General features: G+C 45.4%; 22 protein-coding genes and 3 tRNA genes. 4 read left to right on the top strand and 21 right to left on the bottom strand.

Features of this window, described 5'->3' with window-relative positions:
* Positions 1-181 precede the first annotated feature (181 nt).
* Positions 182-502: a winged helix-turn-helix transcriptional regulator gene (locus PPA03S_RS14580; protein ID WP_062324051.1), complete on the top strand. Its 321-nt coding sequence runs from the start codon at positions 182-184 to the stop codon at positions 500-502.
* Between the two features lie 580 nt (positions 503-1,082).
* Here PPA03S_RS14580 and PPA03S_RS14575 read toward each other — a convergent pair.
* Positions 1,083-2,240: a Gfo/Idh/MocA family protein gene (locus PPA03S_RS14575; RefSeq protein WP_062324050.1), complete on the bottom strand. Its 1,158-nt coding sequence runs from the start codon at positions 2,238-2,240 to the stop codon at positions 1,083-1,085.
* A 111-nt stretch (positions 2,241-2,351) separates the two neighbouring features.
* On the opposite strand from PPA03S_RS14575, the gene PPA03S_RS14570 reads away from it, so the two are divergent.
* Positions 2,352-3,221 (top strand): AraC family transcriptional regulator, encoded by an 870-nt coding sequence (locus PPA03S_RS14570; RefSeq protein WP_062324049.1) that lies wholly within the window; start codon positions 2,352-2,354, stop codon positions 3,219-3,221.
* A 50-nt stretch (positions 3,222-3,271) separates the two neighbouring features.
* Here the strand turns inward: PPA03S_RS14570 and PPA03S_RS14565 are convergent, their stop codons facing one another.
* The 4 genes from PPA03S_RS14565 to PPA03S_RS14550 form a co-directional block, all read right to left on the bottom strand.
* The gene (locus PPA03S_RS14565; protein WP_062324048.1) at positions 3,272-4,033 is read right to left on the bottom strand and encodes a DUF3600 domain-containing protein; all 762 of its coding nucleotides are present in this window, start codon (positions 4,031-4,033) and stop codon (positions 3,272-3,274) included.
* Positions 4,020-4,607 (bottom strand): sigma-70 family RNA polymerase sigma factor, encoded by a 588-nt coding sequence (locus PPA03S_RS14560; RefSeq protein ID WP_062324202.1) that lies wholly within the window; start codon positions 4,605-4,607, stop codon positions 4,020-4,022. The genes PPA03S_RS14565 and PPA03S_RS14560 overlap by 14 nt, the downstream gene beginning before the upstream one ends.
* A 173-nt stretch (positions 4,608-4,780) precedes the next feature.
* A complete protein-coding gene (locus tag PPA03S_RS14555; protein ID WP_062324201.1) occupies positions 4,781-5,569 on the bottom strand; it encodes a TrmH family RNA methyltransferase in 789 nt (262 codons plus the stop codon).
* Positions 5,570-5,657: 88 nt separating this feature from the next.
* A complete protein-coding gene (locus PPA03S_RS14550) occupies positions 5,658-6,320 on the bottom strand; it encodes a potassium channel family protein (RefSeq protein WP_062324047.1) in 663 nt (220 codons plus the stop codon).
* A gap of 183 nt (positions 6,321-6,503) precedes the next feature.
* Between PPA03S_RS14550 and sspI the strand changes: the two genes are divergently transcribed.
* The gene (gene sspI, locus PPA03S_RS14545; protein ID WP_062324046.1) at positions 6,504-6,737 is read left to right on the top strand and encodes a small acid-soluble spore protein SspI; all 234 of its coding nucleotides are present in this window, start codon (positions 6,504-6,506) and stop codon (positions 6,735-6,737) included.
* A gap of 238 nt (positions 6,738-6,975) precedes the next feature.
* Here the strand turns inward: sspI and PPA03S_RS14540 are convergent, their stop codons facing one another.
* The 12 genes from PPA03S_RS14540 to PPA03S_RS14485 all read right to left on the bottom strand — a co-directional run bounded on the left by PPA03S_RS14540 (position 6,976) and on the right by PPA03S_RS14485 (position 17,568).
* Positions 6,976-8,559, bottom strand: coding sequence for a peptide chain release factor 3 (locus PPA03S_RS14540; protein WP_062324045.1), 1,584 nt, complete (start codon positions 8,557-8,559; stop codon positions 6,976-6,978).
* Between the two features lie 398 nt (positions 8,560-8,957).
* Complete coding sequence (locus PPA03S_RS14535; RefSeq protein ID WP_062324044.1) at positions 8,958-9,356, bottom strand: DoxX family protein; 399 nt, start codon at positions 9,354-9,356, stop codon at positions 8,958-8,960.
* Positions 9,357-9,744: 388 nt separating this feature from the next.
* Positions 9,745-11,295 carry a glucose-6-phosphate dehydrogenase gene (gene zwf / locus PPA03S_RS14530; protein WP_062324043.1) on the bottom strand — a complete coding sequence of 517 codons (1,551 nt, stop codon included), beginning with the start codon at positions 11,293-11,295 and terminating at the stop codon, positions 9,745-9,747.
* Between the two features lie 247 nt (positions 11,296-11,542).
* Positions 11,543-12,280 (bottom strand): YwmB family TATA-box binding protein, encoded by a 738-nt coding sequence (locus PPA03S_RS14525; protein ID WP_062324042.1) that lies wholly within the window; start codon positions 12,278-12,280, stop codon positions 11,543-11,545.
* Positions 12,281-12,524: 244 nt separating this feature from the next.
* On the bottom strand, positions 12,525-13,205 hold the full coding sequence (locus PPA03S_RS14520; RefSeq protein WP_062324041.1) for a response regulator: 681 nt from the start codon (positions 13,203-13,205) through the stop codon (positions 12,525-12,527).
* Positions 13,135-14,256, bottom strand: a complete 1,122-nt coding sequence (locus PPA03S_RS14515; protein WP_062324040.1) for a sensor histidine kinase — start codon at positions 14,254-14,256, stop codon at positions 13,135-13,137. Before PPA03S_RS14515 ends, PPA03S_RS14520 begins: the two co-directional genes overlap by 71 nt.
* A 33-nt stretch (positions 14,257-14,289) precedes the next feature.
* Positions 14,290-14,937, bottom strand: a complete 648-nt coding sequence (gene liaF / locus PPA03S_RS14510) for a cell wall-active antibiotics response protein LiaF (protein WP_062324039.1) — start codon at positions 14,935-14,937, stop codon at positions 14,290-14,292.
* Positions 14,938-15,085: 148 nt separating this feature from the next.
* Positions 15,086-15,793, bottom strand: a complete 708-nt coding sequence (locus tag PPA03S_RS14505; protein WP_062324038.1) for a PspA/IM30 family protein — start codon at positions 15,791-15,793, stop codon at positions 15,086-15,088.
* Position 15,794: 1 nt separating this feature from the next.
* Positions 15,795-16,295 carry a PspC domain-containing protein gene (locus tag PPA03S_RS14500; RefSeq protein ID WP_062324037.1) on the bottom strand — a complete coding sequence of 167 codons (501 nt, stop codon included), beginning with the start codon at positions 16,293-16,295 and terminating at the stop codon, positions 15,795-15,797.
* Between the two features lie 17 nt (positions 16,296-16,312).
* The gene (locus PPA03S_RS14495) at positions 16,313-16,549 is read right to left on the bottom strand and encodes a PspC domain-containing protein (RefSeq protein ID WP_062324036.1); all 237 of its coding nucleotides are present in this window, start codon (positions 16,547-16,549) and stop codon (positions 16,313-16,315) included.
* Between the two features lie 4 nt (positions 16,550-16,553).
* Positions 16,554-17,225: a PspA/IM30 family protein gene (locus PPA03S_RS14490; protein WP_062324035.1), complete on the bottom strand. Its 672-nt coding sequence runs from the start codon at positions 17,223-17,225 to the stop codon at positions 16,554-16,556.
* 34 nt (positions 17,226-17,259) lie between these two features.
* Entirely contained in the window at positions 17,260-17,568 is a 309-nt protein-coding gene (locus tag PPA03S_RS14485; RefSeq protein WP_062324034.1) for a LiaF transmembrane domain-containing protein, read from the bottom strand.
* Between the two features lie 517 nt (positions 17,569-18,085).
* Here PPA03S_RS14485 and PPA03S_RS14480 point away from each other — a divergent pair.
* Positions 18,086-20,440, top strand: coding sequence for a helix-turn-helix domain-containing protein (locus PPA03S_RS14480; protein ID WP_217998941.1), 2,355 nt, complete (start codon positions 18,086-18,088; stop codon positions 20,438-20,440).
* A gap of 159 nt (positions 20,441-20,599) precedes the next feature.
* Here the strand turns inward: PPA03S_RS14480 and PPA03S_RS14475 are convergent, their stop codons facing one another.
* The 4 genes from PPA03S_RS14475 to PPA03S_RS14460 form a co-directional block, all read right to left on the bottom strand.
* Entirely contained in the window at positions 20,600-21,517 is a 918-nt protein-coding gene (locus PPA03S_RS14475; RefSeq protein ID WP_062324032.1) for a class I SAM-dependent methyltransferase, read from the bottom strand.
* Between the two features lie 252 nt (positions 21,518-21,769).
* Positions 21,770-21,848, bottom strand: a tRNA-Leu gene (locus tag PPA03S_RS14470).
* A gap of 8 nt (positions 21,849-21,856) precedes the next feature.
* Positions 21,857-21,930, bottom strand: a tRNA-Cys gene (locus PPA03S_RS14465).
* A gap of 6 nt (positions 21,931-21,936) precedes the next feature.
* A tRNA-Gly gene (locus PPA03S_RS14460) sits at positions 21,937-22,011 on the bottom strand.

Raw genomic sequence — 22,011 nt, 5'->3', positions numbered from 1 at the left:
CAATCGTGTCCAACGTGTGAACACCAGTGTTTACAGGGTTTTTATTTAATGTTAACGCTTTATGTGGTAACATTATAAACAATTGGTATGTGACATTTTACACATATGGTTTATTGACAGCCAGGTTACAATAAGTAAACTAATGCTATAATAAGCCTAACTAAATCAAAGGAGTACAATTATGAGCGATGATGAGAATACCAAGCAAATATGCGAAAAGGTGGGACTGTCTTATCAGATCATTGGCCGGAAATGGGTAGCTCTCATTATTCATACATTGATGGAAGAACCCAAACGATTCAGTGAAATTCACGCTTATATTCCGGACCTTAGCAAACGGGTACTTAATGAACGGATGAAGGAACTGGAGGAAGAGGGACTTGTCGTGCGTCATGTGGTTACAGAACGCCCTGTTCGGACAGAATATATGTTGTCCCGCAAAGGCACAGAGCTGGGGCGAGCCTTAAGCGCCGTGGAACGGTGGGCCGATAAGTGGCTGTAGCACGTACTTTTGAAGAAAGTATAGGTGTCTTGGTTCTTTAAAGAAGGGACTTTGTGATTTTGAGGAGCTTTCATGTAACTTCAATCCATTGAAAAATTTAAAGCAACAGTTTACACTTCATCACCATAACCTATTGGCGCTACCTTTAGTAACATTATCAGTTAAACTCATGTGATATAGTATATAGCTACGTTCTGCTGCCAGTATTAAAGCGAAGTTATTCTCGCGATTTGCGAATTAATTGAATGGTAATAAGATCCATTGGGGGATCATCCAGCCCGCCAAGGGTTATGGCAAGTATGGTAACATCAACCTTTTGTTGGGTTTGGGTTTCGGGTTTCTTTCCGAATATGTTTCTAATTACATATAACCTAACATGAGAGGAAAACTGCCGGAATGCGGTAAGATATTGGGAAGAAATTTAAGACTGTGGTGTTCGAAACCATCACAGAGTTTCAACACGATGCTTGCTTGGCTTCCGGTTTCTCTCTACTGCATTGATTAAACTATTCTATTTTGGAATCAAGACTGCAATCAAATGAAGCCAACCTCACAATACTTGTGGGCTGGCCTCTTTGCGCTAAGACTCCAACTTTCTTCCTAATGTAATATCCAAGTCCTCGAAATTCTCCACAACCGTCTTCTTTTCATAAAAATGCACCGCATGCTGCATAATCCCCTCCCTGGTATAAAAAGCATCCTTCGCCCCTAGTGGAAAAGTCACCTTTTCCCCTGTACTGGCCGATTTATAGATGCCTACAATGAGTTCGAGTGTATTCCGTCCACTTTTCCCATCCACCAGAAGGGGTGATCCTGTCTCAATGGCATTTAGCATATTTTCCACTTGCCCCGCATGACCCACATGAGTAATATCCGGTAATTCATTAGCAAGTTTCTGAATTTGTTGTTCCAGCTCTGAATTCGATTCCGGGAATCCGTTAGGCCGTGCTGTAGAAGCAACGACCTTCCAGGGTGCAGATACCCTGGCTTCTTTGCCCTGAAAAATCAACTGCTGTTCCTCTCCGTGATGTACCACGGAACTGGTGATCATGCCAAGGGCTCCTTCGCGGAAACGAAGCATCGCCATGGAAATATCCTCTACTTCAGCATTATCATGCGCCGTATTCGCCATCATGGCCTGCAATTCCACCGGGGGACCCATCATCCATAGCATGGCATCAATATGATGTACTGCGTGATTAAGCGTACAGCCTCCGCCTTCTTTTTCCCATGTGCCACGCCACCACAGATCATAATAAGTATGGCCGCGCCACCAGAATGAATCGACCTGTACGTGGACAATGGGACCCATAAGTTGACTATCCAGCACATCTTTCAGTTTCATCATCGGTGTCGTAAAACGATTCTGTGCCACAACCGATAGCAACGTACCACTCTCTTGCGCCGCTTCCAGCATCAGATCCGCTTCTTGAAGAGAAGAAGCCATTGGTTTTTCGACCAGCACATGTGTACCTGCATGCAAAAAATCACATGTAATCGTTGCATGCGTATACGGAGGGGTACAGACGGAAACCACATCCATGTTTTGATTCAGCAATTCATGATAATCGGTAACAGCTTGCGCTCCCTCCAATCCATATTCGTTAATTCGCTTTTGTGCTTTTTCTGCATACATATCTACCACAGCTACGATCTGGCATCGTTCAGGAAATGCCAAATACGCTGTAATATGCGCTGCACTGATCGCACCTGCTCCAATAATGGCCACCTTTAACATAGATGCATACCTCCCTTATTCCCTTCACAATACACAATAATAAAGCGCTTTTATGCGTTCATCTTGTGATAAAATAAAACTATATTGCGCTCTTGAAGGGAGGTTTTCCTAATGCCCATTATCAACGCAGAACAATTCAATCTGGTATGCCGCCGTATCTCCACCACCGCAAACCGAGAGGTTTTTCACGCTCATTCTCAGATGGAAATCACGTATATCCATGATGGATATGGACAGCTAATCACCGAGGGTCAGGCATTCTCCCTTGAGCCAGGTACCCTGATGATCTTCCGCCCTTTTCAGCTGCATCATATTCAGATTCAAGTCACGAAAGAGCATCCCTTTATTCGCAGTGTACTGATGTATGAGCAGCACCTGCTGAACCCGCACTCTCGGCAATTTGCCGTTTTACATCACTTTATAATGGACCTACTGGAGCAAACATCTCCACTTCAACCGATTCGTCTTCCCGCTGCGTCACCGCTGGTTCATATGATTGAGCAATTTGCAAATATTCTGCCTACGTTGCTTCCCCATGAAGCAGAAGAGGATATAAGGCTCTTTTTACTTGGACTGCTGACACAGCTTCGCTATCTTTGGAAGGACAGGCAGTATCCCAGCTCTAATACGCTCTCAACGGCTTCCCCCGTTCTGCACCCTCATGCCGAGGCTGTCATGCAATGGATTGAAGAGCACTACAACGAGGCTTTTCGTCTGGAAGATATCGCAGGTACGCTGCATCTCTCGACATATCATCTGTCCCATATATTTAAAAAGGCTACCGGCACCACCATCATTGCTTATGCCCAAGCTACCCGTATTCGTCATGCATGCGTGTTACTTACGAGTACCACACATTCTATTCCGGAAATAGGCCAACGTGTAGGCATGTCCAGCCCATCTTACTTCTGCAAAGTCTTCCACAATGCAACAGGCACCACGCCGCATCAGTATCGGCTGAATGTACAGGGCAGGAGATAAAAGGTCATCCGAGATTCATTATTCATATTCAGTCTCCGATCGCATCTAAGTTATTCCCCCGGCTTACGCACATCAAGGCCCAATTTCTCCAAAAAGGAAAATATCCGTTCTCTGACCTGCTGCAGTTCTTCCTTCTGCTCCACTGACAACCGTTCTTCATGAATACTCCCATCCCCATCCATCACCATGGCTTCATACTGCTTCATTTGCTCATATAACGACTTGAACTCGGTATACTGTTCTTTGGAAAACTTACTCTCTGCTAATGTCAGCTGTTCGTTCCAAAATTGCTGCGGATCCATAAGTTCTTTTGGAGATTCTATGTTTGCTGATTCCAGCTTGTTGATAAATGGTTCCATTTCAGCTACAAGAAGGCTGTATCGCTCTTGCTCCACTGTACTCCATTGCTCGGGGTGCATCTCTCCCTCTTGATCCCCATACTTCAAAGCCATTTGTCCCATTTGCTTCAACAGGTTCATGTACTGGGCAAATTCCTCTGCACTAAAATACGCTTTGGCCGTCTGCAGCTTTGCTTCCAACCTCATGTAATCCTCGGCTGTTCCACCTAACGCTACCGTCGTTTCCTGTGAACCATATATTCCATCTGCCAGATAGGTATACCCTGCATAGGCTCCAGTCGGAATGATAAGTAAAGCAGCCAGCAGTGCAGTAACCAGCCATTTCTTTCGATGTCTTTTGAGACGTGATTCACTTCGAATAGCAAGGATGACCTTATATTTTGTTCGCTCAGGAATGATCCAGTCTTTTGTCTCTTCCTGGTATGCTTTTCGCAACCGTTCATCGAGTTTCATGCAAATTCTCCACCTTTCCCCAACTACCTGAATTCAACTTCTGATTCTGCCTCAGCTTGGTTAACGCCGCATGAATACGCGACTTTACTGTTCCTAGCGGGATACCCAATATGCATGAAATCTCCTCTTGCGTGTACTCGTTCAAATAGTGAAGCGTGATCACTTGCTGCAGCTTATATGGCAGTCGGTACACCTGTTCGAGCAGCGGGCGATTTGCCAGTTTGTTGATTATGTCACCTGAAAAATCATACTCCAGCCCAGGATCAGACTTCTCCATCCGCTTGTTAAAACGAAATTGTGTCAACCGCCTCCGTCGGTAACTCCGGATCTGCCGCATTGTCACCCCCATTAACCAGGGACGAAATGCTCGCTCCGAATCGTATCGTTCTAATGACTTGTACGCTTGAATATAAATTTCCTGCACCAGATCTTCCGTATCCGATGGGTCACGAATCAGAAAACGAACAGTGCGATACACGTCCTTCACCGTCTGCTCATATAACTCCCCATATGCACCGTCGTCGCCAGCCAGGGTTAACTCCACAAGTTCTATGTACTTTTCTGTCTCACTCATCATCCATCCCCTTCCTCCTCACACTATATATTGGCATACCCGCTCCATATCGTTCGATTTATTTAATTCCACTTTCTCGACCATACAAAAAAAGCCTATTCCTACTCATCGTTCGAGTTGGAATAAGCTAATATTTTTCACTTCATTTATTAATGAAGTATAGTATTTATTGGCTACACCATCCGCTGTCTCATCGCCTCGAACAACAGGATTGTTGCCGCCATCGCGGCATTAAGCGACTCCGCCTGTCCCTGCATCGGGATCGTAATCGCATCATCCACCAGTCGTGCAGTAGACTCCGATATCCCCTTGCCCTCATTACCAATCACAAGCCACACCGATTGAGTAAAATCATAACTGTAGCACGAATACTCCGCCTGTAGAGACGTACTAACCAATTTTACACCCGCAGCCTTCGCTTCAGGCAGCAATGCTTCCAACTGGCCTTCCACGATTGGCAAATGAAACAATGACCCCATCGTCGAACGGATCGTTTTCGGATTATAAACATCAGCACACCCCGCACCAAGCACAACACCCGCTGCTCCTGCTGCATCCGCACTGCGAATGATCGTCCCCACATTACCGGGGTCCTGAACGTTGTCCAATACCACGACCAGCCTCTTGGAGGAAGACAACAGGCTCTGCAGCGGCTCACGTCCTTTATGTACAACGGCAAAAACAGGCTGGGGGGTCATCGTATCCGTACATTTGGCGATAACCGCAGGAGATACACTAATCCATTCCACACGCTGAAGCGGAGCCTCCAGCCCGGCCAGTTCCATGGGTATACCTTGCTCCCCATCATATACGATACATTCCAGATCTGCCCCGGCACGCAGCGCTTCCTGTACAAGATGAATGCCTTCAATAATATATTTATGCTGACGGGTACGGTGTTTTTTCTCCAGCAGCTGTGCCCATTCCTTCACCCGTGTATTTTGCGGTGATACAATATCCATCTTTCCATCCTTCCCGTCTGCGGGATTTTTGATCATGTTACGAGATACATTGAACATCTTCAACCAACTCACGTTATCAACATGATCATTACTTTGGATACGCCAGCTCCATTTTCGTCAAATGATCCTTATGACCAACGATGATCAACACATCGCCTTCCTCGATCCGGTCCTCCGCATACGGAGAGATATTCATCGAATTCCCACTGCGGATCGCCATCACATTACAACCGAAACGTGCACGAATATTTAGCTCCAACAGGTTTTTACCGATCATTTGCTCGGACGCTCTCATTTCCAAGATGCTGTAATCCTCAGATAACTCAATATAATCGAGAATGTTTGGCGATGTCAGATGATGGGCTACACGCAGCCCCATATCCCGCTCGGGATAAATAACCTTGTCAGCGCCAATCTTCTGCAATACTTTACCATGGAGTTCATTTTGTGCTTTTACAATCAGAACAGGCACACCCATATCCTTCAGAATAAGGGTTGTGAGAATACTCGACTGAATATCTTCACCAATCGCCACAACGACGACATCAAAATTTCTTATGCCCAGCGCACGCAGCGCTTCTTCATCCGTCGAATCTGCCGATACGGCATGAGTCACCACATTGGACATTTCCTGGGTCCGCTGCTCGTCCGCATCAATGGCCAGTACGTCAAATCCCATGTCACTCAACGCATTGGCTACGCTTGATCCGAATCGTCCCATGCCAATGACGGCATATTGTTTCTTTGCCATTAAGGTCTAACCTCCCGCTGCACTTCAGCATTACGTATCTATTGGTAGTCCATTTTTCAATTAAAGGTGAATGGTTACTTAAATATCCTTCGTAGTATACCACAAAGCCCAATAAACTTGAATGCGCTCAAGCTTCCCAGGGAACAGTATTAGAGCAGCCGAATATACGAGGAGGGACTTGCGATGCCAATTACATTAAGTCTGCGTGAAGCGATTGTTCATAAGGTTCATGACAAAAGTGATGATCAGCTCCGGGAGATGATCGAGGGTTCTGTAGATGGACCGGAAGCAGCATTACCCGGACTTGGTGCCATTTTCGAAATGATCTGGAAGAACACGGAACCTGCCAAGCAGGAAGAACTCATTCAAATCGCGCAGGAGCATCTGCACACCATTCCCGTTCAACCCATCAGATAGCTGAAGCCTTGGAGGGAAAGGTACCAACATCACGTTGTTCTGTCTGCAAAAAAAGATTTTGCCTCTTTGGTCTGGAATATGCCCTGCTCTAAGAGAGCAAGGCAGTTAAATTCCCTATAGACGAATTAGGCCCCCAACAAAACAAGGTCCAGTCACTGAATTAAAACTCAGGAGACTGTACCTTGTTTGTGTATACATCATTGCTTATGCTGTCTTTGCTATTTTAGGAAGCAGCGGCTTATGGAGCTGTCTCCAGGAATTTCGCCGTCGGGTTTTTGTCCATTGCGGTTCTCATCGCGTATTCATTTTCGAACAGAACTACATAATTCCCTTTTTTATCTTTTACCAGAGCGGAGTTGATCCGGAATTTGCTTGGGTCCAGATTCTCGTCCACGATCCAGCGAGCGAATTGATAAGGCATGCGCTGCAGCTGCACGTCTACCCCGTACTCGCCTTTCATCCGGTATTCAAACACCTCGAATTGGAGCTGACCTACTACCCCGAGCAGCGTCTCGTCGAAGCTCACCGTGTTGAACACCTGAATCGTACCTTCCTCGGTCAACTGGTCAATCCCTTTTTGGTACTGTTTATGTTTCAATGCATTTTTCACCGTAACTTTGGCAAAAATCTCAGGTGAGAACGTCGGTAGTTCGTCAAAAATAACCTCGCTACCTTGGCTCAATGAATCGCCAATCCGGAAAATACCCGGATCGAACAGACCAATAATATCGCCTGCGTAAGCCTCTTCTACAATATCTCGATCCTGTGCCAGGAATTGCTGCGGCTGCGACAATTTGATTTCTTTGCCCACACGATTATGCTTTACGCTCATGCCGCGTTGGAACTTACCGGATACAATCCGCAGGAATGCGATACGATCCCGGTGCGCCGGGTTCATGTTCGCCTGAATTTTGAAGACATAACCGCTGAATTTCTCATTCGTCGGCTCAATCTCACCCGCTGTACTGCGACGTGGTTCCGGCTTCGGTGCGAGCTGCAGGAAGTTCTCAAGGAACGTCTGCACACCAAAGTTATTGATGGCACTGCCGAAGAAAACAGGGGTCAGTTCACCGCGCTGTACCTTTTCCATGTCAAACTGGTCCCCTGCAACATCCAGCAGCTCCAGGTCCTGACATAGCTGATCATGCAGATAGTCTCCTGCCATTTCACGAATGATCGGATCTTCGTATCCATCCACTTTTTGTACTTTGATGGTCGAGTGATCGTCCCCTTGGAACAATTCCACCTGATTTTTCATCCGGTCATACACACCACACAGCTCGCGGCCAGTACCAATCGGCCAGTTCATCGGTACGGAGCGAATTCCCAGTACGTTTTCGAGTTCTTCCATCAGATCAAACGGACTTTGTCCTTCACGGTCCAGCTTGTTGATAAACGTGAAGATCGGAATCCCCCGCTTCGCACAAACCTGGAACAATTTAATGGTCTGGGCCTCGACACCTTTGGCCACGTCAATCAACATGACCGCGCTATCGGCAGCCGTCAGTGTACGATACGTATCTTCACTGAAGTCCTGGTGACCCGGTGTATCCAAGATGTTGACACGATGACCCAGGTAATCAAACTGCATTACGGAAGAGGTTACCGAGATCCCCCGCTGTTTCTCAATCTCCATCCAGTCACTTGTTGCATGTTTGCTTGCTTTCCGAGCTTTGACTGTACCGGCAAGCCGAATCGCGCCCCCGAACAGCAACAGTTTTTCGGTCAATGTCGTTTTACCCGCATCCGGGTGAGAGATAATGGCAAACGTCCGGCGTTTGTCCACTTCCTGTTGAAGAATGTTATCTGCAGCTTTGCTCATAGATTCTATCCCTTTCATCCGTTCATTCACGTTAATCCGGCGAAGCCGGTCTATCCATTCAATCTTTATGCAATCCGGCTATGCCGGTTGATTGTACTTTCACATTTCGTACACCAGATTAAGCATCCCTATATTAATTTTACACATTTACAACGGAGTTCATCCTCCCTAAGTGTTGTGCTTCCATTCATGCCGTAGACCTGATTTAGTATTCAACTTTCCTATTGTACCATAATCTTTACTGAAAATAACCGATTACGTACAGCAGAGATTCTTCTCTTTTCCGATTGCAAAAAAAGCCAACCAGAAGATTCTGGCTAACCTGATAATATGAAAGAGCACCCTTCCGCCATTATTATGGCATCCAGGTACTCTTCAATTATTTTATTCGTCGAATCTTAGAAAATGAATGCGTCCAGTGCGTATTGTCCTCCACCTGTCAAAGCCAGCGCCACACCAATTACCAGGATCGCGAGGTTATACTCAAATCCGTTTTGCGTGGACCAGTACCCGTTTGCACCATGAACCTTCACAATGGCAATAACCATAGTCAGAGCAATCAGAATGCCGCCTACCGGTGTGAGCAGACCCAGAGCCAGCAGCAATCCGCCGCCGAATTCAGCGAGTCCCGCCAACAATGCAACCAGTGCACCGGGTTTCATCCCCATCGATTCAAACCAGCCGCCGGTTCCCTTGATCCCATATCCCCCGAACCATCCAAACAGTTTCTGAGCCCCGTGCGCCATGAACGACAATCCAATCACCAAACGAATCAACAACAATCCTACATCCAACATTTTCTTTTCCTCCATTCAATATATACAAAATAGTATTCTTAGATTAAAGATATTATGCTAAAATTTTTTCTTCATGAATTTATTTCGTAACCCCTTCACCTGGTTCACATTTTATCTCATGAATGATGTACGTATCCGATTCGTCATCGGGATTCGTATACCTCTGCGTAATTTCTTTATCTCTTGGATTGAGTATAAGTTATATACTTACTTTTTGTCAACAACTTATTTTATTATATGCAATAGTTTACATTTCCCACCTCTTCATCGCAAAAAAGACCTGAAAAGATCGCTGCTCTGCGTTCTTCCCAAGTCTTATTTATAACAGTGTTAGGCTTATCCCCAATAAAAATCAAATCCCTGCCGGACGTGAGTAGTGCTCCTGCAATTAATTGTTCACTTGCCAGATGACACTGTCTTCGTCCTGACCGTTCACCGGCCACCAGTGGAACCCGTCTTGCTCCAGCAGTTTACCTGTCGCTTCCGGCCCCCACGTACCTGCCGGATATGTGTACAGTTCACCTTGATTCTCCGCCCACGCTGCTGCAATCCGGTCAACGAAGGACCACGCTGTTGCGACTTCATCCCAACGGGTAAAGTAGGTGGAGTCTCCTTCTGCAGCATCATGCAGCAGGCGTTCATACGCCTCCGGCGAGTTGATTCCAATCATGCAGCTCTGACAAAAGTCCATGGCCAGCGGCTGAATCTCGGAGTCTGAACCCGGCTTCTTGGCATTGATTTTGATATAAATGCCTTCCATCGGATTCACCCGAATCACGAGCAGATTCGGCTCCAGCTTGTATTTTTTGCCCAGATATACATTGCTCGGCATGGATTTGAATTCAACCACAATCTCGGTCGTTTTCACCGGAAGACGCTTGCCTGTCCGAATATAGAACGGCACTCCTGCCCAGCGGAAATTATCCACAAATACACGTGCGGCAAAGTATGTTTCCGTATTGGATTCCGGATCAACCTTGTCCTCCTGACGATAACCGGGAAGATGCTTGCCACGATACTCCCCTTCGGTATACTGTCCACGTACAACGTTAGTGCTCACTTCTTCATTTGAGGTGAAAGCCCGTAGAGAACGCAGTACCTTGACCTTCTCATCACGAATGTCCTCCGGGAATAAACGGCTTGGCGGCTCCATGGCAATCATGGTCAGCATCTGCAGCATATGGTTCTGCCCCATATCACGCAATGCCCCGGAATGATCATAGTATCCACCGCGCTCTTCTACTCCGACCGTCTCTCCCAGTGTAATCTGGACATTGGCAATATGTTTATTATTCCATAGCGGCTCAAAAAAGGCATTGCCGAACCGAATCACTTCAATATTTTGCACCATTTCCTTGCCCAGATAGTGGTCAATTCGATAAATCTCTTCCTCACGGAACACTTCACGGATCTGTTCATTCAAATGCTCGGCCGATTGCAGATCATATCCAAATGGTTTCTCGATGACCAGTCGATTCCAACCACGGCTCTCCAGCATCCCACCATCCCGCAAACTATATGAGACGCTGCCAAAGAGCTCAGGGGCCAGTGCCAGATAGAACAAGCGGTTACCTGGTGTATTAAACTTCGCTTCCAGACTCTCGGTCTGCTCACGTAACTCTTTGAAACCGTCCACGTTATTGATATCTAGTGATTTATACTCAAAATGTTCGACAAAAGCATTCCACTCATCGGGTTCCCCCGCCGGATAACGGCAGAACTCTTTAATGGAATCATAGATGTCTTCCCGGAATTCTTCTGGTGACCTCGGACGACGCGCTACACCAATAACCGCAAAGTCCTCGGCTAGCTTGCCTTCACGGTAAAGACTGTAGATGGCCGGAAACAGCTTCCGGCGGGCCAAATCACCCGTTGCTCCAAAAATGAAAAATACTGCACCTGGTGTCTGCACTTCATCTTGCATTTGTTTTTCGACCATGGGCTCCTCTTTCTTTCCGGGAAGATCACTTCATGCTCTCCCCGAGCTATGTAATGGTGTTATATACGCAACATACAACCGTCAATTACCAGCAAATTTCCTTCTTGGATGTGATGCCATTTTAGCATAAAGCCCCAAGGGTTGCACTAATTTTCCTGAGAAATGCTATCCCATTTTCCCAAATTTCATGAAGATTCCATCGATAAAAATCATGATCAAGCCTATAAATTCACGATAGTGTGTGGCATTAATATTCTATCGTAATTACCGGAAAACCGACTGTTACTCGATTGATTCCCTTTTCACCATCCTGATGGACAGCGAGCTGCATATTCAGGTTATGCGTGCCGCTCTTAATCGCTAGCGGCAGATCGGAAGCCTCATAAGACACACTGGCAGTGTTGGTATCCGTATACCGTTCAATCGCTTTCATATCTATATCTCCGGACAGCTGTTTCTCGATGTTCTCCAATTGATTACTGGCGCCACCTTCCAATGAACCGGTCCCCTGCACAGCCAAATTCCATGCTGCCTTCATTCCCGAATTGGTGAGCAACTGCGATATCTTTTCATGTAATGAAATGAACAATTGCTGGTCAGTACGTTCATTTCCTGAGATCTGAACGATCGTGTAATATTCATTTTTTTCAGTAACAACAACATTAATCAGTATACCTGGATGCAAACCATCAGCAACCATCTCGCTTCGGTATACATCATGGCCTGTTTGACGACCAGTTTCAGGGTGCTGCAATCCCAGCTGATGAGCGAGCATCTCTGCCTGCTCTCTGGCATCGCCATGACCTTCCCCTTGCCATTTAATAACCAAATGCTCCATATGATCGATTGCCGTATCTGCCGTCTTCATTAGTTGCTCCAGCTTGCCTGCTTCGGATTCTGTCTTCTCCGCGTACACATGAGTCATGCCTACAAGTACAATGATTGCCACTGTCAATATGCCTGCTGCCATCCATCGGTTTACCATTCGAATCCTCCGCTCTTTCTTGCATTCTATGAATCTATCAATCAGCATGCCCTTATTACGTCATTGCTAAACTTTTCTGAGATACAAAAAAAGCCCGATCACCCATTTTCATGGCTAATCGGACCTCTTATATCATATCATGGGAAGAACCAGACTTCCGACTGCATATCTTCCCAAGCTCCTGAATTCCCTTGTTCTAACCCTCAACCCTGTAGTGGCAAGCCTAAGCGAGTACACTTCAGGACTACTCTGCAAGTCCATTCTTGTATGCATATATGGCAGCCTGTGTACGATCATCGACACCCAATTTGGCAAGTATATTCGTGACATGGAATTTCACTGTTTTGATCCCAATAATCAGTTCATCGGCGATGTCCTGGTTAGATTTCCCCTTCGCCACCAACCGAAGTACATCCATCTCCCGATCAGTCAATTCATTATGGGCAGGTGCGGCTGCCTGCGGCTGTCGGAAACGATTCATCATTTTTGATGCTACCTGTGACTCCAGAACTGATTGCCCCCGAGCTGCAGCACGGATCGCATCGGCCACCTCATTGGCTCTGGATGTTTTCAATAAGTAACTGAAAGCTCCTGCTTCAATAACCGGGTACATTTTTTCATCATCCAGATAACTGGTCAGCACAATGACCTTGCATTCCGGATACATTTTAAGCAGCTGCCGGGTGGTTTCAATCCCGTCCATGCCTTCCATAACGAGATCCATCAGGACAACATCAGGTTTATACTCCTGTGCCAGCCGAATGCCTTCCTCACCGCTGCCCGCTTCTCCGACCACTTCAATGCCATCTTCGGTATCCAGAACCGCAGCGAGTCCAATACGTACCATCTCATGATCATCCACGAGCAGCACTTTGATCGACGTTTCCGCTTCCGTCTCCGTTTCTATTCCCGTTTCTATTGACATGTTCTTCCTCGCTTTCATCGCTCATCAAAGGTATCGTAATCTCAATCCGCGTTCCCTTACCTGGCGCTGTTACAAATTGTATAGCTCCCCCAATTTCAGTGACACGTTCACGCATATTAGCCAGGCCATAGGAAGCTTGCTTATTTTCATCCAGGTCAAAGCCTTGACCATCATCTCGAATGAGTACCCGAATCGCATCTGTACGGCGCTGAAGCCGGATTTCCATTTTCTCCGCTTTGGCATGCCGTAATGTATTGGACATCGCTTCCTGTATAATACGGAACAGATGGTTCTCAATGCCTTTGATCAGATGAATGTCCTCATCCATTTCAAGCACAATATCCATAGGTACCTTCGTTTTCAGTTCCATTACAAGATCACGCAGACCTTGTTCCAGATGTTTTCCTTCCAGATAGACGGGTCGCAAATGCAACAGCAATGCACGCATCTCGGACTGGGCAACCGATGCCATCTCTTCAATCAAAGCGATCTGCCTCTTGGCCCGTTCAAAATCTGTTTCCATCTTCCGGCCAACCGCTGTTGCTGTCATGGAAATGGCAAATAACTGCTGTGATACTGCATCATGCAGTTCTCGTGCAAGTCGCTGCCTCTCTTCCACAATGGCTGTTATTCTGGCCTGTTCAGCGAGCTGCGCGTTATTCGTAGACAGTCTTTGCAGCGAAGAGACCTGATCCTCCCACTTTTTGCCGATACGACCAAGCTGCTCACTTAATCGGCCGACATCGTCAATACCAAGGTCCGGCACGGTACGTGATAGTGAACCCTTTTCCCATTGAAGCAGTGTCTCTCGCAACAGTTCAAGCCTGCGTTTAACCCGGTAACTTTGATAAAATCCGAAGACTGCCCCCATACCGATCAGGAGCAGCAGTAATGCCAGACCCGATTGAATCAGATGCCTCCAGCCTGCAAAAGGGGCCAGGTAACCATATGTATACAATACATACAAAATCACGGCGAGCACAATGAAAACAAGGAGGACCCCTTCACCCATACTTCGGGTTACCATGTCGGTATGTCGTTTTGTCTTCATCCGGGCTCCTCCTTTCTTCACCTATTTAACTTATTACGGATTACTGATGTTTAGGTCGCCAACAATATACGAAATGACAAATTTTGCTTTATGTTCACTGGATTCGTATCCAGGAGTTCTCCATACCAATTTGTTCATCATGCCACTATCCTGCTCTCCGTTCAGGCTAATCCGTCCAAAGAGTACCGATGCCTCAATTTCAACACCATAATCCTCAGGCAGTGTCAGACGTACATTCCCCATAATCCCCTGCAAAAGTACAATCGTTTGTTTCTCTTCCGGGAGGGAAAGTGATAGATCTGCATTGATTTCACCCATGGCATGCCATAAGCTCATACTACGCAATGTCCATGGTGCCTGATCCCAATAGTACCGAGCCATGAAGTTTTGCTTACGCATGACATTCCCATCTAAATGAATCTTTTTGTTTTTGGAATAAAAATAAGCCAGTGAAGCCAGTACTATCAGAAAAACAATCATCAAGTTATCAAGCAGCAGCAATGCTGCACCGATACCCAGATATCGATATCCTTTGTGGGTGTCTCCCTTACGAACTTGAACCATACCTATCGTTAACAGTATCAGTGCGGCGACGGTCAGCAGGTTTATATTTCGATTCAGTAACATCAACATGCCGATGACAATGATAATCACTGCAAGCCATTGACCTTTTTTATTCATCTCTGCCGCACCTCCTCTGTAGTTGATCTTTCCTATTCGACGGAAAAGCCATATCAGGCATTGAACACCTGTATGGCTTAACTTTTGTTCTACAAACCGTTCTTTATTCACGATTTATAGAATATCATATTGTCTGCTGAGCGAACAGTTATTCTTTTGAAGTACCGCCCGTTTCATTTTTGGAACCATTGCCGATTTTGTTTTTCAATGCTTGCAGTTGTTGGTCCACTTTGAATTGCTTTTCCGTATCTACAGGATTAGTGTAGGTAGATTGTGTATTACGATAAGGTGCCCGGATCACATCAGCTTCCGCTTCCATTTGCATGATTTTCTCTTCCATGCGATGGAATCCAAGGGATGCGCCACCACTCTCGATGGAGTGCAAGCTGTTGATTTGAGACATTTGTTTTTTAGCTTTCGCCATTTGTGCACGGGATACGAGTTCATTGCGTTTGTTACGCATTTTGTAGAACTCATCCTTCATGTCATGCAGCTGTTGCAGCAGATCTTTCGCTTGGGCTTCGGACTGTGCATGAAGTTCACGGTACTCCGTAATTTTTTGATCAAAATAGATTTTCTCTTCCAGCAATTTGCGTGCCACTTCTTCCTGACCATTAGCCAGTGCAGCTTCTGCCTGGGATTCCCGCTGTACCGATGTACGCTCTGCTTCGTCTAGACGTTGTTTCATGCGGCGCTCGTTCGCCATTTGTTTGGCAACCGTTACCTCGGCCTCATGAATTTCAGCCTCCATGTCACGCAAGTACTGATTCAACATTACAATAGGGTCTTCCACTTTATCCAACATATCATTTACCGACGCTTTCGTCATATCCTTAATCCGTTTAAATACTCCCATTTTACTTTTCTCCCTTCTCGTAACGAGATAATTTTTGGCGAAGCTCTTCAACTTCTTTTTTCAGTGCTTTTTTCTCAATATCTTTCATCATGGAATCCAGTTCACTTTCTTGCTGTGAGCCGGCTCCATAGGCGTTGTTGTCATAAGAACGCGGACCAGACTGAGGTCTGTTGTTGTATCCTGGACCAGGACCGAAGTTTCCAGGGCCTTGATTACGGTTGTTTTGGAAAGGACCTCTTGGCGGCTCGTGATCAAAGTTATTGTATCCTCCGCCAGCACCAGGGCCTGGACCGTAGCCGTATGGATCATAAGGTGGATATGGCTCTTTGGGCACCACCAATGCTGCGATAAAGTAGATTAACAACGACGTGCCGCCAGTTACAAAGATACTGATGACGAAGATGATACGCAGCAAGGTTGAATCCATGCCGATCGACTCGGATATCCCACCACACAATCCTGTCAGCATCCGGTCACGCGTTGAGCGGTATAATTTGCTCATGTGCTTGCTCCTTTCGTTTACTTGTATCCTCTTACGTGATCCGCACCATAAGCGTATGGATCAGCATGATAGGATTCTTTTGGCACTACCAATGCAGCGATGAAGTAGATCAGCAATGATGTACCTCCCGTAGCGAAGATGCTGATGAAAAAAATGATACGCAGCAGCGTGGAGCTAAATCCAAGATTTTCAGAAATGCCGCCGATCAAACCCGTCAGCATACGATTACGCGATGAGCGGTATAGTTTATTCATGTGTCTACTCCTTTCTGTCATTGTTCAGCTTTTGCTTCAGCCGTTCCAGTTCTTTGTCCAGCGTAGAGGATGACATGGTACCCGTTGTTCCTGCCCCATCCTGACTCATTCGCCGCAAATCCCGGAGACTTTGTGCCTCATATTCCAGATCAGATACCTGATCATCCAATCGGTTGAACATACGAGGTACGTTCTGCCCGTTGTAGTGACCCCTCTGATTCATTCGTTGCTGCAGTTGAATCGTCTGCATACGAGCGTAGTAATATTGGCGTTTGCTGTATACATTTTGATACTCTACTTTCAGCTGGTCGATCTGTTCGTCCAGTTCCTGTAAAGCCGCATTGCTTTGTGCGTACAATTCATTGTATTGCTCCATTTTTTCCTCGTGGAGAATTTTCTCCTGCAAAGCAAGCTTGGCTAAGTGCTCCTCCCCTGCCTTCAGAGCCATGGAAGCTTGTTCTTCCCGTTTGTGTACCATACCAGCTGCCTGATCCGCTTGTTGTTTCATTTGTCTGGTATGACTTGCATATTGATGACGAAGCTTCTCGGCTTCACCGATGTCTTGGCGGGTCGAGACCAGAAACTGATCAATTAGTTTGACTGGATCCTGACTTTGCTCCAAATGTTCGTTTAAAGTAGCTACGGTAATATCCCGCATTCGACGAAATACACTCATTTTATTCTGTCCTCCTTTTCATGATCGTGAAAGCTTAGTAACGGCCACGACGACTGCGATTATTACTCAACATGGAGAATCCGAAGATGATTAACCCGATTGCGATGATCGGTCCGATCAACCAGGCCAGTTTGCCCAGTAGGGAAAGGATACCGATGAAGAGCACAATCCATCCAAGCAGTACATTTCCTCGTTTAACTCCGTAATATCCAAGTGCAATCATCAGGATCGGAATCAGATAACCCATTAAGTGTCCCAGTAGAGGAGTTAACTTTCCGAAGAGGAGGAGTGCACCCAGCGCAATCAGTACAACCGCCCAGCCATTTCCTTTATTCCATCTCATAATTGTTGTTCACCACCCTTTCGGTTCGTTCATTTTGGTTGGTTTGTTTGTTCGTTTGTTTCTTGTTTAACCTTATGTCCTTATTCTAGGGGAAACTGCGGCTTTTCAAAACAGACCGTGGACGGTTTTTCATCCTAGACTCAGGTCGGGGAACAGGTTGGACCTTTGACTGTCCTTGGGTCAGACCATTGGCCACTGCACGGAATAAAGGCCTTGGCTGTGTCTTATTCCCCTTATTCAAACCCAGGACACCCCGTAAGAATATGACGTCCATACCTCTTATCTACGTGTTCCCCAGACTGAGGTTTCCCATATGTCGCTCTCGATTAAAGCTAAAAAGTCCTGAAATACACTCCCGACATGCTCTTCACTGATTTCCACTCTGATATTTATTACTTTTTTATCCAAATAAACAAAATTTAGATTGTTCTATATGTAAGCGTTTACTAAAATAGAAAGTGTTACTAATTCATTCGTTAGGAGTGGACTTGTGCGATCATTCAGCTATTTACATAAAATGATAGTGTTCGGAATCTTGTTAAGTACCCTCCCCATTCTGTTGACGGGAATCGCTGCTTTTATCTATTCTTCGAAACAATCAGAGCTGCATCGTGCTCAAGCCAATCAACAACTGTTAATCCAAATGCAAACCAATGTGGAGCATAAACTTGCAACCGTAAGCTATATGCTCGATCAGGCGGTTCGGTCACCGGATACCCTCCATTCGCTAACTTCATCATCATCGGTCCAAGGCACCGGCCCTTTGTTTGCTGAGAAGTTACAGACTGAATTCAAGAATATGAGGTCATGGGAGCCTTTAATGGATATTACACTCGTAAATCAGACCCAGGATTGGCTTATCGATCATGCTGGACTATATCTTAATACTAATTTTCCCTTGACTCTTCCCATGAAGGACTTGTTATCGAACACGCTCACTTCCGGTTGGCAGCTCATCCCCTCCTCCATATTTAACAACGAGGAGCGCATAATGAATTCAGGATGCATCTATCATATTGCACTTGCCAGATCGATACCCCATGTATATGCATCTTCCGATACAGCTCTAATTGCTGGAATTCCTGCATGTTCACTGCAAAAACCAATGGAAGAAGACCCAATGGACAGTTCTGCCGCTGGACTTATTATTCTGAATCGTGAACAGCGGATTATGGTTCATCCCGATCCCGGTTATATTGGACAGCCCATGTCTGCTGCAGGAATACGGGATAACGATTCGAGGGACAACTTTAGTAGTTTGTTATCTAAGCGTGAGTTCGCTGCCTCTTCAGGTCAACGTGAGGTACGTATTGCAGATACTGATTACTTGTTGTCCTATACGCATTCTTCTCTAAAAGGCTGGACCTATATTCTCATTTCGCCTACAAACATCCTAACCCATGAGTATGTTCAGATCGGGTTGCACACCATGTACATCAGCATCGCCATGCTATTGCTTTCACTACTGCTCTCATGGGTAGGGTCGAGGCGAATGCATATCCCAATTCGTAAACTTCTTATACAACTCGGTGACAGACGATGGTCCAAAGGACATTTTAAAACCAGTTCTATGTTTCATATGGATGAATTCGAGCAAATCAGAGCTGGCGTTTCACAACTATCCGCATCCCAATCTCAACTTGAAAACAAATTAAATCAGTATAAGTTGCAGATTCACACTCATTTTCTAATCAACCTGCTTCTGGGCAAAAATGCACCAGCCACTATTCATGATACGCTGAAAGAATATGGCTATGAATCACATCTTCGAGAATGGCAACAAATAGCCGTTGTGACCGTACAGGCAGATTTCTTGAATCAAACCAAATATAATACCAAGGATCGGGATCTTCTGCTATTCGCCATTCAAAATATACTGGAGGAGAGCATACTTGCTGAACAACAACTGCTTCCCGTTGTATATGAACATGCCGTCGTGACGATCATCGGTACCACTGAAAAAGATCATGTTCGTTTTTCACAGCATCTGTATACATTAACGGAACAACTTCAACATCAGATCAGTAAGATCCTTAATCTTCAAGTGAGCATTGGATTTAGTCAGCCCCACGCCTCCCTGTTTCACATATCGCAAGCTTATACGGAGGCCCTTGAAGCGCTCAAGCACCGAATGAAACTGGGCACAGGCATCATCTTTCAATTTGAAGCAATGGATCATCGTACATCCCATTGGTCACCGTCATATCCCGAATCACTGGAATATACGCTCATACGGGCTATCCAAAACGCAGATGAAGCTCGTGCCTCCTCTCTTCTGCACCAGTTGCTTGAAGTACTGTTTGGCGTAGAATGTACACCAGAAGAATATCAGGTAGCGCTTAACCGATTGCTGACACATATTTTGCAGATGATGCAGGAATCCGGTATACGACTGGGACAGATCTCCCAAGGCCATGGATCAATTTTCAATGAACTTCACGCTCTACAGTATGCTGCCGAGGTAGAACATTGGTTTAACGGAAATATCATCACACCGATTATTCTCATATTAAAGGAAAGACAGTATGCTCAATATCAACATATATCCGAGAAAATGATTGCCATGATTAAACAAGAGTACGATAAAGATCTGACTTTGGAGGAATGCGCATCAAGACTTCACTACAATGCAAACTATCTAAGTAGTGTGTTCCGTAAAGAAATAGGCTGTGCATTCAGTGAGTATCTGACGAAGTACCGCTTCAGTATGGCTAAAAAGTGGCTGGATGAAAGCGACCTAACGGTCAAGGATATCGCCGCACGGCTTTGTTATAATAACCCACAGAACTTTATTCGTTCTTTTCGAAAATGGGAAGGGATTACGCCTGGACAATACAGAGAGCGTAAGCAGAAAGCTGATCTGTTTCCTTGAAGAAGAAACAGGACTTTTGAGGATGTAATAAACGGAGGCTAGTTATGGAATAAGTTAATGTCGCTTACCATAGAACGTTGTTCCATATATGACCATATTGAAAGGGAGCAGTGCTACTCCCTTTCAACTCCGATGTATAATGGAATGCTACTCGTATGATTACTTCTCTTTCGTGGGCATCCCTTTCATGTTCGGCTGATCCAATTGAATCAGAATTTTACCGAACTTCCCACCTCTTGAGAACTTAACCACACCATCTTTGTAAGTGTCTCTAATATATTTTTCAGCCACAGCAAGTGATCCTTCATCCGTTGGCAGTTCGTGCATGCTGAGCCATTCCTGAAGCTTATTGACAACTTCCTCAACAGGCATCTCAATATTATTTGTTTCTTTAGTGATCAAGGTAGTGTAGGAATAATTTTTCAGGTACAGCAACTGTTGTATATAACCCATATCCCCAGCAATGTATGGTGGATAAACACCCAGTACCTTTTTCAGCTCATCGAATAATGTATGCTCTTTCGGCCCAGCCATCGTGCTAATATAAACATATTTTCGAGCAGTACTGATTGCTTGTTCGATCGTTTCCCAATCTGACATCGCCGGGCACATGGATGCAAATGCAAAGTCATATTTCTTTTCCCAGCCCTTATCCTGAATCGATATTTCCTCGAACCGCTCTAAAACGAAATCTATACTGGATTGCAAGGACGGAGGAATCGACTCTTTCATTAATGAATGGAACAGTTCCGATGGTTCTACAGCTGTAACTGTAGCTCCTTTCTCCGCAAATGGAATCGTAAAAACGCCTGAGGCAGCTCCAATATCTAATATGGATAGACCCTCGAATTCTACGCCCTGATTTTCAATCCAGCCTATGATGCGTTCAGATCTTTGCTTTCCCTGTTCAGTAAAAGACTGTTGATGATATTCTTTGGCCCATCGTTCAAATGCTTCATTATCCGATGAGAAACTCATCTGTTTTGATCTTGTCGATTGATTCTTCCATGCTTCCTCCCATACAGCCAGATCGAATAAAATTTCAGAATAATTGGATGCTTCTTTTTTCTCAGACATGTGCTTCACTCCTTTTCTATTATAGAGGATAGGGTTACGAAAATAAGGTTTAATCAATTAAAAAAGAAACTTAAAAGAGCTCTTATATCTTTAATAAAACCAAAAAAATAAAGGACTTTACTTATCTACAATATACCTATTTGAATGATACGTCAATATACAAGAGAATGCATCTTTGTATTCAAATTTAAGTGATATAATAATAAAAATAGACCTACAAGTTGCAATAGCAACTTGTAGGTCTATTAGATATACCGGCGAGAGGACTCGAACCTCCACGGTTTCCCACTCGATTTTGAGTCGAGCGCGTCTGCCATTCCGCCACGCCGGCATATATACTGGAGGCGCCACCCAGATTCGAACTGGGGATAAAGCTTTTGCAGAGCTGTGCCTTACCACTTGGCTATGGCGCCATATTTTGGAGCGGACGACGGGAATCGAACCCGCGACCCTCGCCTTGGCAAGGCGATGCTCTACCGCTGAGCCACGTCCGC

Source organism: Paenibacillus pabuli NBRC 13638, from assembly GCF_001514495.1.
Lineage (GTDB): Bacteria > Bacillota > Bacilli > Paenibacillales > Paenibacillaceae > Paenibacillus > Paenibacillus pabuli.
Note: the sequence above shows the minus strand (reverse complement) of the source record. Positions and strands in the feature narration are given on the sequence as shown.

Bases quoted from the DNA above. Each gene is read 5' to 3' on its own strand.
- PPA03S_RS14580 (WP_062324051.1), top strand. From the start codon at position 182: ATGAGCGATGATGAGAATACCAAGCAAATATGCGAAAAGGTGGGACTG.
- PPA03S_RS14575 (WP_062324050.1), bottom strand. From the start codon at position 2,240: ATGTTAAAGGTGGCCATTATTGGAGCAGGTGCGATCAGTGCAGCGCAT.
- PPA03S_RS14570 (WP_062324049.1), top strand. From the start codon at position 2,352: ATGCCCATTATCAACGCAGAACAATTCAATCTGGTATGCCGCCGTATC.
- PPA03S_RS14565 (WP_062324048.1), bottom strand. From the start codon at position 4,033: ATGAAACTCGATGAACGGTTGCGAAAAGCATACCAGGAAGAGACAAAA.
- PPA03S_RS14560 (WP_062324202.1), bottom strand. From the start codon at position 4,607: ATGAGTGAGACAGAAAAGTACATAGAACTTGTGGAGTTAACCCTGGCT.
- PPA03S_RS14555 (WP_062324201.1), bottom strand. From the start codon at position 5,569: ATGGATATTGTATCACCGCAAAATACACGGGTGAAGGAATGGGCACAG.
- PPA03S_RS14550 (WP_062324047.1), bottom strand. From the start codon at position 6,320: ATGGCAAAGAAACAATATGCCGTCATTGGCATGGGACGATTCGGATCA.
- sspI (WP_062324046.1), top strand. From the start codon at position 6,504: ATGCCAATTACATTAAGTCTGCGTGAAGCGATTGTTCATAAGGTTCAT.
- PPA03S_RS14540 (WP_062324045.1), bottom strand. From the start codon at position 8,559: ATGAGCAAAGCTGCAGATAACATTCTTCAACAGGAAGTGGACAAACGC.
- PPA03S_RS14535 (WP_062324044.1), bottom strand. From the start codon at position 9,356: ATGTTGGATGTAGGATTGTTGTTGATTCGTTTGGTGATTGGATTGTCG.
- zwf (WP_062324043.1), bottom strand. From the start codon at position 11,295: ATGGTCGAAAAACAAATGCAAGATGAAGTGCAGACACCAGGTGCAGTA.
- PPA03S_RS14525 (WP_062324042.1), bottom strand. From the start codon at position 12,280: ATGGTAAACCGATGGATGGCAGCAGGCATATTGACAGTGGCAATCATT.
- PPA03S_RS14520 (WP_062324041.1), bottom strand. From the start codon at position 13,205: ATGTCAATAGAAACGGGAATAGAAACGGAGACGGAAGCGGAAACGTCG.
- PPA03S_RS14515 (WP_062324040.1), bottom strand. From the start codon at position 14,256: ATGAAGACAAAACGACATACCGACATGGTAACCCGAAGTATGGGTGAA.
- liaF (WP_062324039.1), bottom strand. From the start codon at position 14,937: ATGAATAAAAAAGGTCAATGGCTTGCAGTGATTATCATTGTCATCGGC.
- PPA03S_RS14505 (WP_062324038.1), bottom strand. From the start codon at position 15,793: ATGGGAGTATTTAAACGGATTAAGGATATGACGAAAGCGTCGGTAAAT.
- PPA03S_RS14500 (WP_062324037.1), bottom strand. From the start codon at position 16,295: ATGAGCAAATTATACCGCTCAACGCGTGACCGGATGCTGACAGGATTG.
- PPA03S_RS14495 (WP_062324036.1), bottom strand. From the start codon at position 16,549: ATGAATAAACTATACCGCTCATCGCGTAATCGTATGCTGACGGGTTTG.
- PPA03S_RS14490 (WP_062324035.1), bottom strand. From the start codon at position 17,225: ATGAGTGTATTTCGTCGAATGCGGGATATTACCGTAGCTACTTTAAAC.
- PPA03S_RS14485 (WP_062324034.1), bottom strand. From the start codon at position 17,568: ATGAGATGGAATAAAGGAAATGGCTGGGCGGTTGTACTGATTGCGCTG.
- PPA03S_RS14480 (WP_217998941.1), top strand. From the start codon at position 18,086: ATGATAGTGTTCGGAATCTTGTTAAGTACCCTCCCCATTCTGTTGACG.
- PPA03S_RS14475 (WP_062324032.1), bottom strand. From the start codon at position 21,517: ATGTCTGAGAAAAAAGAAGCATCCAATTATTCTGAAATTTTATTCGAT.